Raw genomic sequence first — 16,188 nt, forward strand, 5'->3', positions numbered from 1 at the left:
CCTCACCGGCTATTCCTCGGGCCGATTTCGGGCGGATTTCACCCAGCGCGGAACTCCATGGCAGGCCCCCTCTGGATGGGCCTGTCATGGAAGAATAGGCCCATGACTGCCATCGCAACTGCAAAAGCAACCATCCACACGAGCCAGGGCGACATCGTCGTCAACCTCTTCGGCAACCACGCCCCCAAGACCGTCGAAAACTTCGTCGGCCTGGCGACCGGCGAGAAGGCCTGGACGCACCCCGAATCGGGCGAGGACAAGACCGGCACGCCGCTGTATGACGGCACGATCTTCCACCGCATCATCAAAGACTTCATGATCCAGGCCGGCGACCCCCTGGGCCGCGGCGTCGGCGGACCGGGCTACAAATTCGACGACGAGATCCACCCGGAACTCACCTTCAACGAGCCGTACAAACTGGCCATGGCCAACGCCGGCATCCAGATGGGCCGTGGCACCAACGGCTCGCAGTTCTTCATCACCACCATCCCCACCGGCTGGCTGCAGGGCAAGCACAGCATCTTCGGTGAAGTGGCCGACGAGGAATCCAAAAAGGTTGTTGACGCCATCGAAGGTGTCCGCACCGGCACGGGAGACCGCCCCGTCGAGGACGTCACCATCAACAGCATTGACGTAGAAAAGCTCTAAGCTCCAGCCATGAGCTACGGAATTCCGGCGGCAGAGCCGTCCGCGCAGATCCCGGTGTGCCCCCGGCACCCGGACCGGCCCGCCTATGTGCGCTGCCAGCGGTGCGGGCGCCCTGCGTGCCCCGACTGCCAGCGGGCGGCCGCCGTCGGATTCCAGTGTGTTGACTGTGTCAACGAAACAAAACGTACGACGCCGGACGTCAAGACGGTCTACGGCGGCGCCGTGGCCACCGGCAAACCCCTAGTGACCTTCACGATCATCGCGGTGTGTGCCGTGGTCTTCGTACTCCAGTGGCTGGTCCCCAATGACGGGATCTACCAGGACTTCGCGTTCGCCACCGTATATGCGTCCCCGGAGTTCGGCGTGTTCGAACCCTGGCGCATGGTGACCTCGGCCTTCCTTCATTCCCAGGGTTTTATCCTCCACATCGTTCTCAACATGTACATGCTGTGGATGTTCGGCCAGGCCCTGGAACCCCTGCTGGGCCGCATCCGCTTCCTGGCGGTCTATCTTCTCTCCGCGTTGGGCGGATCGGTCGGTTACCTCCTGCTGACGCCCGGCTACGTCCCGGGCCAGCCGCTGAGCGGCGTTGTGGGCGCTTCCGGCGCCATCTTCGGCCTCTTCGGCGCCATGCTGGTGGTCCAGCGCCAACGTGGCGGCGATACCAGGCAACTGTGGGTATTGATCGCCATCAACGGCGTGATCGGATTCCTGGTACCTCAGATTGCCTGGCAGGCCCACCTCGGCGGCGCCATAACCGGCGCCCTGTGCGCCGCCGTCATCGCGTACACGCCCCGGGGACCGCGGCAGGGCCTCCTGCAGGCCAGCGGCCTGTTGCTGGTGCTCGCTCTGCTGGTCGCCGTGTCCGCCCTGCGCGTGGCAAGCGCCTAAGCCCGCCCCGCAGCATCCGGCGCGCCCGTTGGGGCGCCCCATCTGTTCCTTCGCCCGGCCCCGGCCGTTGTGCTGCGTTCCCGGCGGGCTTCTCTAGCTCGCGTTGCGCCCCTTTGCGCCCCTACGCGCCGCTTCCCCGGTGGCCGCCTTTCGCTCCCGTTCAGCCCTTCGCGCCCCCTACGTGCCGCTTCCCTGCACGGGTCAGCGCGCTCTGGGCCTGCGCTCTTGACGTGCATGTCTTGACCTGCGCGCCACCCATGCCCGGCCATTGTCCTGCCTTCAGGGGGCTTCTTCGACGGGCCTCGGCTGATTCCCCTGTCCGTGGGATCTTGGATTGCCGCCACCCCTTCCCCAGCCGGAAGTTGTCCACAGGGGTTATCCACACTGTTGGTAACTTACATCGATGTAGTTCAAGCCGGCTATCCCGTTCTGTCCGCCCGTGCTGGCGATTTTCCCCTCGGGGCCTCGCAGATCTCCACAGTTGTGGATAACAGCTGTGGGTTCCCCTGTGGTTAAGTGGACAACTCCACGCGCCGCGGACCGTGGAACCCGGCGTTCCGCATGGCGCGGAGAGAACCGGCAGTGCCTGGCTAAACAGCCCCTCCGGCAGCACCGAGAAGTTACATCTGATTTCAACAGCCTTATGCACACTGTTAATAACTTGATGCTCTGAGTATCAGGAACCGGAAGTCCCGCCTCGGGCGCTCAGATCGGCTTTCTCGGGCGTCGACGTTAGGCGTTATCCCCAACTGTGGATAACTTGTGGGTAGTTGCTTGTTGTTAAGTGGATAACTACCGCCACGGCCGCTTTTCACGCATCCAGGCTTCCGGCCCGCGCCCGGACCGCCGAGGTCGCCGGAAACGGCCGAATTCGCCGTAACATTCCGGCGAATTCGCAGCCTTCCGGCGATTTCGCCGGCGGCGGCGGTGCGGCGGGGCCAGCCGGATTACTTATCCACAGGCAATCCACACTGTTAATAACTTACAGGCCTGATATTCACAGTGCCGAGAAAACGGATCGGCTCCACAACGGCGCCGTGCGGCCGGATTTCTGGGGTTCCGGCCCGAACAAGGCCGTACGTTATCCACATTGTGGATAACTTTGGGCGAGTTGTGCACAACCGCTCAGTGCGGCCACACACCCGAGCTGCCGCGCCGGTGGCTGTCGAGCAGGTGGGTGTCAACCATGCCGATGGCCTCCATCAGCGCATACATGGTGGTGGGGCCCACAAAGGCGAAGCCCCGCTTCCGGAGCGCCTTGGAGAGCGCAATCGACTCCGGCGACGTCGTGGGGATGTGCTCGTGCATGGTGGGCACCGGGGTAGTCACCGGCTGGAACTGCCAGACGAAGTCCACGAGGCCGCAGTCGTCCCGGAGCGCGATGGTTGCCTGGGCGTTTGTGATCGCGGCCTGGATCTTGAGCCGGTTCCGGACAATGCCCGCGTCCAGCATGAGGCGTTCAACATCGGCCGGTCCGAAGGCGGCGACCGTCTCCGGGTGGAAGTCGTGGAAAGCGGCCCGGAAGGCGGGCCTTTTCCGGAGAATAGTGGCCCAGGACAGACCCGCTTGGAACGCCTCGAGGCTGATGCGCTCGTACAGGCCCTGCTCATCGCGGACCGGCAGACCCCACTCCGTGTCGTAGTACTCGCGCATCAGAGGGTCGACGGCGGCCCACGGCGGGCGCGCCAATCCGTCGTCGCCAATGATCGAGCCGGTGGTGACAGCCGGGGTCATCTGGGGTCCTCTCCTGTGGTTGTGCCCTTCCCAGCATTATCTGTCACCGGTAGCGGTGGGCTAACACCCGCGGGCAAGCACAGTCCGGCCCAACGTCCCGAGGATATCCACCCCGAGCTGGCTCGATGGATGAAACTTCTGGCTTTTAGGTTGAGATTGCCCTGTCGCGGAGGGTGCGTGGGAGTGCCGTGGATATGGTGACTTGCATGGAACCAGTTCTGAAATATGTCCGGCGGTGGGGCGCCCCTGTGACGGCCGCCATCTTCTTCTCCCTGTGGTGTGTGGCCGAGGCAGGAAGGATGGGAGGGTCCTGGCTGACATGGTCAGGGAACTGGCCGCTGGTGCTGATGACATTGGCAATTGCTACGGCCGCCTGGAAACCCCTGGTCTCCCTTGGGTTCACCGTTGCACTCCTGGCCGGACAGCTAAGTCATGCCCTGCCGCCGATGTATTCCAATCACTGGGCCATCTACCTGGGCTCCTTTGTCTCTCTTGGATTTATGCTGTGGACTGCCCCGGCACGGCTGCGGTACATCGCTGCGGGCACAAACGTGGTCGCCGCTGCCATCATGGCGTTCCTGATGCTTTCATGGAGATACGGCGACGGTGTCGGCTGGTACCGCCCTGCCTACGCCGGTGACCGGTGGATGCTGCAGGACTATGGCTGGCAGCTGTTTGCGCTCCTCCTGCTGATCGCCGGGGCCTGTGCCGCCGCCGGACTCCTGCTGGCGCTGTACCAGGAACGGGGCAGTCTGTTCCGGGCCCGGGAGCTGGCCCAGAGCAGCCTGAAGGAAACCGAGATCGACCTGATCGTGGAGCAGGAACGGACGCGCATTGCCCGGGATCTGCACGACGTCCTCGCCCACTCCCTCGCGGTCATCGCCGCCCAGGCCGACGGCACCCGGTACCTGAGCAAGGACCAGCCCAAGGCCGTCCTCAACGCACTCGACACCATCGCCCGGTCGGCCCGCAGCGCTCTGGTGGATGCTCAACGCGTGATTGAGGGGGTCCGCGACGACGGAATGGTGACCCCGCAGCCGAGGCTAAGCGACATCAAGGCGCTTATTGAGGGTATGCAGCGGGGCAGTTTGACGATCCATGCCAGCGAGTCCGGGCCGCCCGTGGAGCTCTCCACGGGACAGCAGATGGCGGTATTCCGGATCGTTCAGGAATGCCTGACCAATGCCCTCAAACACGGCGGCCGCGGCACTGAAGTGCGGCTCCACATTGACTGGAGCGGGCCGGGCCTGACCCTGCACGTGGCCTCGGTGCTGGCCGGAGCCGACCAGGCCGGCGACGGGAACCCGGCTCGGACCAGAACCGGCCGTGGAATTCCCGGCATGCGCGAACGTGCCCACATGGCCGGTGGCTGGATGACAGCAGGACCTGACGGGGACCACTTCCGGGTGACTGTCCTTATCCCGTATGGAAGACGGGAAGCCAGCCCGGGCGACCTTGCCGATGTGGCTGCAACCGGGGACTTCGCTGCAGCGGCCGAAAGATTCCAGATTCAGCCGATTCTGGCCGGTATAAGCCTGCCGAGGGCGGCAATGCTGGAACGGGATGCGGGTCACCGTGGCTGATGCAGGCTCCCGGATCACCGTGGCCCTTGTGGATGATCAGCCCCTGTTCCGCGCAGGTCTCCGTATGCTCATTGAAAGCCAGGCGGACATGGAACTATCCGGAGAGGCCGGCGACGGGGAGCAGGCGGTGGCACTGGCGAGCGAGCGGCGGCCGGACGTAATGCTGATGGACCTTCGCATGCCAGTCATGGACGGGGTCACGGCCACCCGGAAAATCGTTCGGCACGCCGATGCTGCCGGCGCTGAGAAGCCAAAGATCATTGCGCTGACCATTTTCAACCGGGATCAGGCGGTTGTCGAGGCAGTACAGGCAGGGGCCAGCGGGTATCTCCTCAAGAGCGCCGAGCCGGAATTCCTGCTCGCAGCCATCCGCACCGTTCACTCCGGATACTCCGTCATCGCACCGGGATCTGTGCATTCCCTCTTCGAACATGCCGCCCGCACCGGGTGCGCATCAGGGCCGGACCTGGCCATCCTCGACGTACTCTCCCCGCGGGAACGGGACGTTTTCCTGCTCGCGGCGAAGGGACTCAGCAACGGCGAAATGGCGGAGAGCCTGTTCGTCTCCGAGGCCACCGTGAAGACCCACCTGCGGAGCGTGCTGGACAAACTGAAACTGCGCACCCGGCTGCAATTGATCGCATTCGCCCACGAAAGGCGCCTCCTTGGCGACTGAAGTTCCCGGAAGAAGCATCGCCTCGGGCCCAGGAACCGGCAGTCTGCTCCGAGTGCTGCCGTCCCGGGAGCATTAAGCGCGAAAGCCCTCATCCAGATCCCTGAATGAGGGCTTTCGGTGTGGTTCAGGAACGCCAGCGGGTTGTCATCAGGAATCCCACAATGGCGATGCCGAAGCCTGCCACGATGTTCCACGAGCCCCATGCGCCGACCGGCATAGTGGCTTCGCTGATGTAGAACGTGATGATCCACAGCAGGCCGATGATCATCAGGCCGAACATCACCGGCTTGAACCACACCGCGTTCGGCTTGTCGGTCTGCGCGGCGGATGCCTGTTGCGACGCGCGGACGGTCCTTTTTCGCGGTTTCGACTCGGGCACGGGTCCTCCTTGGCGGGCGGGACCAGGAGCGGCACCTTGGCTTGATATCCTGCAAGAAGGAAAACGCCGGCGGTCAACGCGCTCTTGGTCAAGTGTGAATTCTTGCTCGCAGCCAATTCTAGCTGTAGTTCAGGCCACACAGGCGTCCGCCGCGAACGACCAGGAGGAGAAGCCACAGTGCTGCCGCTGCAGGATAGAGCCGATCCGGGGACTGCCGGCAACGCCGGCCGGATCACCCGCACCGTCGGCGTCCTGGGCGAAGTGCTCATCACGGCCGGCGTGGTCCTCCTGCTTTTCATTGCATGGCAGCTGTGGTGGACCAACGTCGAGTCCGACGCGAGCCAGCGCGGGGCCGTAAAGGACTTCGCCCGGCAATTCAACGGCCCCCTGGAGCCGGACAGCACGGTGCCGCAGGGAACCCCGGCTGCGCCATCGTCCGCCCCCGGCGTGGGCTACGGGGCGCCGGCTGTCTCCGCGGAGCCGGTCGACGGCGCAACCATCGGCATCCTGTACGTTCCCAGGTTCGGTGCGGACTATACGCGGCCCATCGTCCAGGGAACCGGCCCTGCCGTGCTCGACAGCCTGGGCATCGGCCACTACGAGGGCACGTCCATGCCGGGTGCGATCGGGAATTTTGCGGTTGCCGGCCACCGGCAGACCCACGGCGCCGTCCTGGACAACATAGATGCGCTGGTCCCCGGCGACAGAATCTACATCCAGACCCGGGAAGGCTACTACGTCTACGTGTTCCGGAACAGCGAGATCGTCCTCCCCGGCCGCACGGACGTGCTGCTGCCGGTCCCGACGCAGCCAGCGGCAACACCCACGGAAAGCTACCTCACCATGACCAGCTGCAATCCGCGCTTCGGCTCGCAGGAACGCTTCATTGCCTACGCGCTGATGGAACACTGGCAGCCGGCCCCGGCGGGGCCGCCGGCCGAAATTGCCGGCCAGGTCCAGCTCGCCATCGGGAAGGCCTGAACCGTGTACGCATGGATCCTCCGCCATCTCCCAGGCCCACTATGGCTCCGCATTGCCACCGCGCTGGTGCTTGTCACCGGCGGGCTGGTATTGATGGTTCAGTTCCTTTTTCCCTGGATGGCACAATTCACCCAGTTCACTGATTCAACGATTGGTTCAGCAAGGCACCCATGAGCACAACCAAAATCCTCGTCGTCGACAACTACGACAGCTTTGTGTACACCCTGGTGGGATACCTCCAGGAGCTCGGCGCGGAGACCACCGTCGTCCGCAACGACGACGTCACGCTCGCCGAGGCGACCGAAATGGCGGAAGCGCGCGACGGCGTCCTCATCTCCCCCGGCCCGGGAACCCCGGCAGGAGCAGGCGTCTGCATTGAGCTGATCAAATGGTGCGGCAGCCACAGCAAACCGATGCTGGGCGTGTGCCTGGGACACCAGGCCCTGGCCGAAGCCTATGGCGGAACGGTCACACACGCCCCGGAGCTGATGCACGGCAAGACCTCACTCGTGGAGCACCACGGAACCGGTGTGTTTGCCGGAATCCCGTCCCCGTTCACCGCAACCCGCTACCACTCCCTGGCCGCTGTCCGGGAAAGCATCCCGGACATCCTGGAGATCACCGCGGAGACCGGCACCGGCGTCGTGATGGGACTGCAGCACCGCGATGCCCCGCTGCACGGGGTCCAGTTCCACCCGGAGTCCGTGCTGACGGAAGGTGGCTACCAGATGCTGGGAAACTGGCTGGAGTCGCTCGGTATGGCCGGTGCCGCCCACCGTGCCGCGGCGCTGAGCCCGCTCATCAAACACTGATCAGACGCCGAGCACGGACCGGAGGTCCGGGCAACCTGATGGGTTAAGGGAAAAGACCTGACGTCCCGCTCTCCTTGGACCCCTTCGTGGAGCTCGGTTTGGGGCTCGGTGTGGTGGTTGGCGGCGGCGGAGGGGCCTTGGCGACGATCACGGAAATGGTCTTCCCCTGCTCCACCAGGGCCTCCGCCGCGTCACTCTGGGCGGTGACCCTGCCCGGTTCCACCTGGGAGTTCTCGGCTTCCGTCACGCTGATGAGCAGCCCCTGGGCCTTCAGGTTCGCCTCAGCCTCGGCCTGCGGGAGCCCGATCAGCTGGGGCATGGCAACCTTGCCGGTGGAGACGACGAGTTCCACCGCGCTTCCGACCGCAACAGCCTGTCCGGGGGCGGGATTGGTGGTGATGACGATGCCGGCCGGCACGGTGGGGCTGTTGTTCATGATGGTGGCCGGGGCCCCTGTCAGGCCCTTTTGCCGCAGGACGTCACGGGCCGCAGCCTCCGTCCGGCCCGGCAGGTCCGCAGGGATCACGACGACGCTGGGACCCTCGGAAATGTTGAGCGTGATCTCCGAATTGGGGTCCAGGGCAGTGCCCGGTACGGGTGCGGTACCGATGGCGATGCCCTTGGCCACTGTCTCGTGCTGTAACCGGGTGATCCGCGGCCTGAGGCCCACGCCGTAGAGCTTCTGCAGTGCCTCGGACTCTGTCAGGGACGCTACGGGCGGAACATCGACCTTGACCACCGGCGGCGGGGCCTGGTTCGTCATGTTGTAGAGCCACAGGCCACCGCCACCCAGCACCAGCAAAGTGAGCACCATCAGGGTGGCGATCCAGGTCCGCCGGCGGGATTTTTGCCGCGTGGTGTGTTCCCGCTCGGCCGGCAGTACGAATGGAAGGCTGCCTGTGTCCGCGTCGTCATAGGCGGCGGACTGGGCTGTCAGGGCGTCGTCCTGGCCGAGGGATTCCTGCGTCGGCCGCAGCCTGCCGCCGGGTACATCATCGAGGAACTTGGCGCCGGTCATCGGGAAGGCTGCGGTCGGAGTACCGTCGCGCGCAGGAACGGTGTCGTTCGGATCGGTCGGCGCCTCGCTGGCCGCCAGCGGAGCCACTCCCACGCCGCTGCGGGCCGCGCGGAGGGCACGGCGGAAAGCCGCCGCGTCCTGGAAACGGTCTGCGCGGTTCTTCTGCAGGGCCTTCATCAGCACGCTGTCCAGGGCCTCGGAAATTTCCGGGTTCAGGCTGCTGGCAAGTTCCGGAATCTCCCGGACATGCTGGTAAGCCACGGAAACGGGGCTGTCCCCGACGAAGGGCGGACGTCCGGTCAGCATCTCGTACAGCAGGCACCCTGCCGAATAGAGGTCGCTGCGGGCATCCACCGTTTCGCCGCGGGCCTGCTCGGGCGAGAGGTACTGCGCCGTCCCCACGACCGCCTGGGTCTGCGTCATGGTCGCGGACGAATCAGCCATGGCCCGGGCGATGCCGAAGTCCATGACCTTGATGCTGTTCGAGTCCGGGCAGAACATCACGTTCGCCGGCTTGATGTCGCGGTGGACGATGCCCGCCTTGTGGCTGTAGTCGAGGGCCCCGAGGACGCCCAGGGTGAAGTCGATCGCCTGGTCGATGCTGACTTCCTTGGCCCGGGCGAGGTCGCGGATCGTCTTTCCGGAAACGAACTCCATCACGATGTACGGCACCCTGACGCTGTCGTCGTGGTCACCTGGGACAGCGTGGTCCCCGGTGTCGTAGACGGCAACGATCGAGGGGTGGTTCAACGCGGCCACGGCCTGCGCCTCGCGCTTGAAGCGGGCCTGGAACTGGGGGTCCCTGGCGAGGTCGGGGCGGAGCAGCTTGACGGCCACGGTGCGCCCCAGCCTCGTGTCCATTCCGCGGAACACATCAGCCATGCCGCCGCGCCCGATCAGCTCACCCAGCTCGTAGCGCCCACTGAGGACGCGCTGCGTGTTCACGGGCCCGCGGTCCTCCCTGTGTGACGGTGTGCGGGGTGAATTAGACACGGTGACCTACGGTCCCTTTGAAGCGGAGTTGCTCGGGGACGCCGTTTTGGCCGCCAGGTGGTAGGTCACCACGGAGCCTGAGGCCACCTTCTGCCCCTGGCCAGGTTCAGAGCTGACGAAGGTTCCGGCATCCTCTTTCTTGGTGCTCGGCGCGACGTCGGCGCCCTTGACCCAGCGCAGCCCGGCGGCCTGGATGGCCTGCTGTGCTTCTGCCTCCGAGGAACCGGAGGGGATCGCGGGAACCGAGACCATTTCCGGCCCCTTGGAGTAGCTCACGGTGATGGTGGTGCCCGGCTGGACGGGACCGGACGGATTGATGTCGATGACCGTCCCGGGCGCCGCCGCATTGGCAATCTCCAGGCCCTCGACCTGGAGATTCATTCCAATCAGTTTGTTGCGGACGTCGTTGTACTGCTGCCCGCGGTAGGCGTCCGGGATCAGGTTGATGGCCGCCGGCGTGGACTCTGTGGGCGTCGCCGAACTGGTGGTGGGGGTGGCGCTGGTGGACGTCGGCGAGGTGCTGGGGCTCGAGCTGACGGGTCCGGCGCTCGTGGATGCGGCGTTGCTGCTGGCGGGTGCCTGCGGCGGGAACAGAATGCCGGCCTGGGTGAGGATGACGCCCACAAGGGAGAAGAGCACCAGCAGGATCAAGGCAATCAGCGGCCACGTCCACGGGCTCCGGCCGCGGCGGGCGGGCTCGTCGACCGGCTCGTCGAACTCGTCGTCGTCCTCCTGCACCCACTGGCGTTCCACCGCGAGGGCATCGGCGCGGGAGAGGGTATTGCGTGCGCCGTAGGCGCTGGCCGCTGCCGCACCGGCAGCCAGCCCGGCTGCGGCGCCCGCGCCCGCGGCGCCGACAACCGGCAGTGCCGAGGTGGCCGACGTCGACCGGTCCTCAGCCGCGCTGGCGCCGATGACGCCGGTCGCGGCCGTCGGGACGTCGACGGGCGCCGTGATGGGCCCGGTGGTCGCCTCGAAAAGCAGCATGCCGGGTACCGCGGCGTGGGCCGCGGAGATGTCGCCGTTGCGGATGGCCTCGGCGGCTTCGGACAGCTTGATGGCATCGGCCGGACGGTTCTTCGGGTCCTTGGCGAGCATCGACATCAGCAGGGCCCGCACCGGCTTGGGCAGCGTATCCGGCAGCGGCGGCGGAGCATCGTTGACCTGGGCCAGCGCGATGGCGATCTGGGATTCGCCCGAGAACGGGCGGTGCCCGGTGAGGCACTCGTAACCGATCACGCCGAGCGAATAGATGTCCGAGGCGCCCGTCGCGGTCTGCCCGGTGGCCTGCTCCGGCGCCAGGTACTGGGCGGTGCCCATCACCTGCCCGGTCTGGGTCAGCGGAACCTGGTCGGCCAGGCGGGCGATGCCGAAGTCGGTGACCTTGACCCGTCCGTCAGGAGTGATCAGCAGGTTGCCGGGCTTGATGTCACGGTGCACCAGGCCCTGCGCGTGGGCGATCGAGAGGGCCCGAGCGGTCTGCGCGATCATGGACAGCGTGCGGTCGGGGGAGAGCACCTGCTCGTGTTCGATGATGCTGCTCAAGGGCTGGCCGGGCACCAGCTCCATCACGAGGTAGGCGGAGCCGTCCTCTTCGCCGTAGTCAAAGACATTGGCGATGCCCACATGGTTCAGGAGCGCAGTGTGGCGGGCCTCCGCCCGGAACCGCTGGAGGAAGCCCGGATCGCCGGTGTACTCCTCTTTGAGCACCTTGATGGCGACGATGCGGCCAAGGATCAGGTCTTTGGCTTTCCAGACTTCTCCCATGCCGCCGATCGCAATGCGCGTGGTCAGCTGGAATCTGCCGCCGAGGGTGATTCCTGATGAAGGCCTCACTTATTCAACACCGCCTCAAAAATCTTCTTCGCGTTCGGACTGGTTAGCTTTGCGCCGGTGGTGATGTCTACGCCTTGCATGACGATCGTGACAGCCACCTGCGGGTCATTCGCCGGGGCAAACCCGGTAAACCATGAGTTGTTCAAGCCATCCCCGAGTTCCGCGGTGCCGGTCTTGCCGGCGACCTGGACGCCGGGAACCGCCGCGCCGCGCCCGATGCCCTGGCTGACAACGCTGGTCATCCACTCGGTGATCTGCCGGGAAATCTCCGGCGTGGTGGACGTCCGCAGGGCCTGGGGTTTCGGCTCGCTGATGGGCCTCAGGTCCGGGGAGCGTACGGCCTTGATCAGGTTCGGCTGCATCTGCACTCCGCCGTTGGCGATCGCGGCAGTCATCGTGTTGATCTGCAGCGGGGTGGCCCGGACGTCTCGCTGGCCGATCGCAGACTGCGCCAGCGACGCGTCGTCCAGCGGATCGGTCGGGAAGAGACTCGGAGCGGAGTCCAGCTTCAGCTGGTCGCCGAAGTCCTGGCCGAAGCCGAACTTCTCCGCCTGGTCCGCAATGGCCGCCTGCCCCAGGTCGAGGGCGATGCTGGCGAACGGCGTGTTGCAGGACTGCTGCAGGGCGAACGCGAACGACGCCGTGTCCCGGGTGTAGCAGTTGCCGCCGGCGTAGTTGGGGAGTTTGTACTGGATACCGGGGAAGGACATCTCCGCCGGGTTGGGCAGCTCGCTGTCCTTGTTGTACTTGCCCGAGTTGAGGGCCGCCGCCGTGTCAATGAGCTTGAAGACCGATCCGGGCGCCAGCAGTGCGCCGGTGGGCCCGCTGACGTTCTGGTTCAGGTTGATCCCGGGGACCTTGTTCAGCTCGGCGAAGTTGGCGGCCTCGGCCACCGGGTCCTGGCTGGCGATCAGATTGGGGTCGTAGGACGGCTTGGAGGCCATCGCCAGGATGGCTCCGGTCTTCGGGTTCGTGACGACGATCGATCCGCGCTGGCCATCGGGGATGAGGTCGTAGGCGAGCTTCTGGATCTTGGGGTCCAGCGTCAGTTCCACCGAGGCGCCCTTGGGCTGGTTGCCCAGGAAGAGCTGGCCGATCCGGTCCAGGAACTGCTGGTCCGAGCTGCCTTCAAGCTCCTTGTTCATCGCCTTCTCCAGCCCGGTCACACCGAAGCTCCTGGAGAAATAGCCCGTGATCCCGGCGTATTGCTGCGGCTGCGTGTAGGTGCGCTGGAACTTGCAGCTCTCCGTGGCGGCCACCGACTCTGCTATGGGGGTGCCGCCGACGATGATCGCACCGCGGTCGTTGCAGTAGTTCTGCAGGAGGGTGCGCTTGTTCCAGGGATTGTCTTTGAGCTCGTCGGCGCCCACCACCTGCACGTAGCTGAGCGCGCCGAAGATCAACGCGAACATCGCGATCGCGGCAATCCATGAGTTCCGGATGGCCTGGTTCACAGCTGCTTCACCGCCTCGGTAGGTGCGTCGGTACTGGTACGGGGGCCGGGCGTCGGGGCCGGCTTCGAGGGCATGGCGGGGACATCCTTCCGGGCGCTCGGTTCCTGGCCGGGAGCCAGCGGCGTCGTGTCCACCGGTCCGCGTGCCGTGTGGGAAATCATCAGCAGCAGGCCGACGATGATCCAGTTGGCCAGGAGCGAGGAGCCGCCGGCGGCGAGGAACGGCGTCGTGAGGCCGGTCAGCGGGATCAGCCGGGTGACGCCGCCGATCACCACAAAGCATTGCAGCGCGATCGCGAAGGAGAGGCCGCAGGCCAGAAGCTTGCCGAACGCGTCCCGGGTGCCGAGTGCAGCGCGGAAGCCGCGGGTGAACAGCAACAGGTACATGAGGACGATTGCGAAGATCCCGATCAGCCCCAGTTCCTCGCCGAAGGAGGCAATGATCATGTCGCTGTTGGCGAAGGGCACCAGGTTGGGCCGGCCCTGGCCGAGACCGGTGCCGACGAGCCCGCCGTTGGCCATGCCGAACAGGCCCTCGACGATCTGCAGGCTGCCGCCGAATTCACGGCCGTAGACCTCGTCGGTGAAGGCATTGAGCCAGCCGTCGATCCGGAGCGCCACGTGCGAGAAGACGCGGGAGGCGACGAAGCCGCCGACGGAGATGAGGACGACGCCGATGATCACCCAGCTGATGCGGCTCGTGGCGACGTAGATCATGACCAGGAACAGGCCGAAGAACAGGATCGAGGAGCCGAGGTCCCGCTGGAAGATCAGCACGCCGATGCTCACGAGCCAGGCCGCGATCATGGGTCCCATGTCCTTGAAGCGGGGGAACTGCAGCGGCCCGACCTTTCGCCCGGCCAGCAGGATGAGGTCCCGGTTCGAAGAAAGATAGCCGGCGAAGAATATGGCCAGCGTGATCTTGGCGATTTCGCCGGGCTGGAAGGTCATGGAGCCGATCCTGATCCACACCTTTGCGCCCAGGATCTCACCGGCGGAGATGCCGGGAACCAGGGGCAGGATCAGCAGGACCGCGCTCACGGCCAGTGAGATGAACGTGAAGCGGCGGAGGATCCGGTGGTCCTTGAGGAACCAGATCACGGCGATCGCCACGGCCATGGCCACGAGGGTCCAGCGCAGCTGGTTGTTGCCGGTGTCTTCCCCGACCCGGTCCAGACGGTGGATCATGGCCAGGCCCAGCCCGTTGAGCGCCACCACGATCGGAAGTATTACCGGATCGGCATATTTGGCGCGGATGCGCAGCACAAGGTGGAAAGCCAGTGCCGCGGCCGTCAGGAGGCCGGACTGGAACCAGAAGTCGGTGTCAAAGGCTTTTTCGCGGTCCACGCCGACGAGGGCGTTGGCCCCGATGCCCACGCCGAGGGCGAGAATGAGCAGGACCAGTTCCACGTTGCGACGCGGCTTGGGCGTCGACTCGATCTGTGTCATTTGGCCCCCTCACAAATTGGAGTTGTCTGCGTGGGTGAGGCGGACGGCTGGGCTATGCTGCTTTCCCCTGGGCTGGGCGTGGCGGCGGCACTCGCTGTCGCTGTTGCTGTTGCTGATGGCGAGGGCGTGAGGCATTCGTCCGCCGGGGCGGTGGTGCCGGTGCGCTCGAGGTTCTTGACGATGCGCTGGGCGTCGTAGAGGTCCCGCGCGGGCACCGTCTGGCGGACACGCTGCTGGGAGAATTCGGGCAGGTCCGACATCCGGATTTCGGTCTCCGCTTCGAGGGTGGAAAGCTGGATGGGCCCCAGGCGCTGGGAGACCCCGTTGAAGATGGCCACGTGCTGGTTATGCTCCCCGATGTAGTACCGCGTCTGGGTCCAGGCGTAGCCGAGCCAGAGGCCGACAGTGAGGACAGCGACGATGGCCGCTGCGATGGAGAAGGTCAGCCAGCGCCGGGGACGGACGGGCGGCCGGTATTCCTCGGCGTCGTCGCGGGTCTGTTCGGACTTGTGCGTCAGGACCGTCGCTGCCCGGCGCGCCACGGTGCGTCCGGCAATGGAAGGAATGGAGCCTGATTCCGCGGCTGCCGCGGCGGCGCCGACGAGTTCGTGGGGCCGGCTGGAGAGTTCTTCCTTCAACACTGCGACCGAGAGGTGCTCGCCAAGGTGCGGGTCGGTGGTCGGTTCGGGTTCTGCCTTGGTCCCGTTGGCACCGGGGGACTTGCTGTTGCTGTCTGCAGATCCGGCCGCGGGGGAGGACTTCGCCCCGGCGTCGGATTCTTCGCCGTCGCCGGTCTTGGTGCTGTCCGCGGCCTTCGCGGACTTGCCGGCGTCGTCCGGGTTCTGCGCTTCCGGGGCGCCGTACGTGCTCCCGGTGTGCTGGCCGGGCGTGGCGGCGGCCGTAACCGCGGCGGCCGTCGCCGGTGCCGGGACGATGTCGACGGCGGCTGTGCGCACATCGTCCGTCGTCTGTTCCGCGATATCCACCATGACGACCGTGACGTTGTCCGGCGAGCCGGCTTCGAGGGTCAGCTCAACCAGGCGTTCGACGCACTCGCGCAGGTCCTTGGTCTCGCGCACCGTGCGTTCGACGACGTGCCCGGCAACGTAGTTCAGGCCGTCGGAGCACAGCAGCCACCGTTCCCCGGCGTGGACCTCAAGGGTGGCGAGGTCCAGCTCCGGACTCGCGTCGACGTCGCCCAGGACACGCATGAGGACGTTCTTGTGCGGATGCGTTTCCGCCTCTTCCGGACGCAGGCGGCCTTCATCAATGAGGCGCTGGACGAAAGTGTGGTCGATGCTGACCTGTTCGTATTCGCCGTTCCGCAGGCGGTAGGCGCGGGAGTCGCCGATATGGGCGAAATGGAGCTTGCCCTCTGCCAGCAGCAGCGCCGTGACCGTGGTGCCCATGCCCGCCAGCTTGGGATTGATGTGGACCAGTTCGGAGAGCAGCGAGTTGGCGGTCTGGATCTCGTCCGCCAGGACGGTGCCGGCGTCGCCGTCGTAGTTGTCGTGATCGAGATGGATCATGTCCAGGACGGTGGCCGCGGACGCGACGTCACCGCCGGCGTGGCCGCCCATGCCGTCGGCCACGACGGCGAGGTGCCGCCCGACATAGGCCGAGTCGTCATTTTTTGCCCGCACGCGTCCGACGTCGGAACGCGCGGCGTAGCGCATGATGAGGGGCCGCTTCGGGGCGCGCAACTCGTCGGCGGGAATCTCGGGGGCAGCCATGG

At 65.9% G+C, this 16,188-nt stretch carries 13 protein-coding genes; 6 read left to right on the plus strand and 7 right to left on the minus strand.

The window, feature by feature from the left end:
* Positions 1-102 precede the first annotated feature (102 nt).
* A complete protein-coding gene (locus ABIB51_RS11105) occupies positions 103-648 on the plus strand; it encodes a peptidylprolyl isomerase (protein ID WP_354187991.1) in 546 nt (181 codons plus the stop codon).
* Between the two features lie 9 nt (positions 649-657).
* Positions 658-1,539 carry a rhomboid family intramembrane serine protease gene (locus tag ABIB51_RS11110; RefSeq protein ID WP_354187992.1) on the plus strand — a complete coding sequence of 294 codons (882 nt, stop codon included), beginning with the start codon at positions 658-660 and terminating at the stop codon, positions 1,537-1,539.
* A 1,125-nt stretch (positions 1,540-2,664) separates the two neighbouring features.
* On the opposite strand, the gene ABIB51_RS11115 is transcribed toward ABIB51_RS11110, so the two are convergent.
* Positions 2,665-3,273, minus strand: coding sequence for a DNA-3-methyladenine glycosylase I (locus ABIB51_RS11115; RefSeq protein ID WP_354187993.1), 609 nt, complete (start codon positions 3,271-3,273; stop codon positions 2,665-2,667).
* Between the two features lie 206 nt (positions 3,274-3,479).
* Between ABIB51_RS11115 and ABIB51_RS11120 the strand changes: the two genes are divergently transcribed.
* Complete coding sequence (locus ABIB51_RS11120) at positions 3,480-4,856, plus strand: sensor histidine kinase (RefSeq protein ID WP_354187994.1); 1,377 nt, start codon at positions 3,480-3,482, stop codon at positions 4,854-4,856.
* On the plus strand, positions 4,849-5,532 hold the full coding sequence (locus ABIB51_RS11125) for a response regulator (protein ID WP_354187995.1): 684 nt from the start codon (positions 4,849-4,851) through the stop codon (positions 5,530-5,532). Before ABIB51_RS11120 ends, ABIB51_RS11125 begins: the two co-directional genes overlap by 8 nt.
* 124 nt (positions 5,533-5,656) lie before the next feature.
* Here the strand turns inward: ABIB51_RS11125 and ABIB51_RS11130 are convergent, their stop codons facing one another.
* A complete protein-coding gene (locus ABIB51_RS11130; protein WP_354187996.1) occupies positions 5,657-5,911 on the minus strand; it encodes a cell division protein CrgA in 255 nt (84 codons plus the stop codon).
* 180 nt (positions 5,912-6,091) lie between these two features.
* Between ABIB51_RS11130 and ABIB51_RS11135 the strand changes: the two genes are divergently transcribed.
* On the plus strand, positions 6,092-6,892 hold the full coding sequence (locus ABIB51_RS11135; RefSeq protein ID WP_502916118.1) for a class E sortase: 801 nt from the start codon (positions 6,092-6,094) through the stop codon (positions 6,890-6,892).
* Between the two features lie 170 nt (positions 6,893-7,062).
* Positions 7,063-7,704, plus strand: a complete 642-nt coding sequence (locus ABIB51_RS11140; RefSeq protein WP_354187997.1) for an aminodeoxychorismate/anthranilate synthase component II — start codon at positions 7,063-7,065, stop codon at positions 7,702-7,704.
* Between the two features lie 43 nt (positions 7,705-7,747).
* Here ABIB51_RS11140 and pknB read toward each other — a convergent pair whose 3' ends face one another.
* The 5 genes from pknB to ABIB51_RS11165 are packed head-to-tail and all read right to left on the minus strand — an operon-like array spanning position 7,748 to position 16,186.
* The gene (pknB, locus tag ABIB51_RS11145) at positions 7,748-9,715 is read right to left on the minus strand and encodes a Stk1 family PASTA domain-containing Ser/Thr kinase (RefSeq protein ID WP_502916117.1); all 1,968 of its coding nucleotides are present in this window, start codon (positions 9,713-9,715) and stop codon (positions 7,748-7,750) included.
* 6 nt (positions 9,716-9,721) lie between these two features.
* Positions 9,722-11,551 (minus strand): protein kinase domain-containing protein, encoded by a 1,830-nt coding sequence (locus ABIB51_RS11150; protein WP_354187999.1) that lies wholly within the window; start codon positions 11,549-11,551, stop codon positions 9,722-9,724.
* Positions 11,548-13,005, minus strand: coding sequence for a peptidoglycan D,D-transpeptidase FtsI family protein (locus tag ABIB51_RS11155; RefSeq protein WP_354188000.1), 1,458 nt, complete (start codon positions 13,003-13,005; stop codon positions 11,548-11,550). Before ABIB51_RS11155 ends, ABIB51_RS11150 begins: the two co-directional genes overlap by 4 nt.
* Positions 13,002-14,453 carry an FtsW/RodA/SpoVE family cell cycle protein gene (locus ABIB51_RS11160; protein WP_354188001.1) on the minus strand — a complete coding sequence of 484 codons (1,452 nt, stop codon included), beginning with the start codon at positions 14,451-14,453 and terminating at the stop codon, positions 13,002-13,004. The genes ABIB51_RS11155 and ABIB51_RS11160 overlap by 4 nt, the downstream gene beginning before the upstream one ends.
* Positions 14,450-16,186 (minus strand): PP2C family protein-serine/threonine phosphatase, encoded by a 1,737-nt coding sequence (locus tag ABIB51_RS11165; RefSeq protein WP_354188002.1) that lies wholly within the window; start codon positions 16,184-16,186, stop codon positions 14,450-14,452. Before ABIB51_RS11165 ends, ABIB51_RS11160 begins: the two co-directional genes overlap by 4 nt.
* Positions 16,187-16,188: the final 2 nt, after the last annotated feature.

Origin of the sequence: Arthrobacter sp. UYCu712 (assembly GCF_040547005.1) — a bacterium.
In the GTDB taxonomy this organism is placed as follows: Bacteria; Actinomycetota; Actinomycetes; order Actinomycetales; family Micrococcaceae; genus Arthrobacter.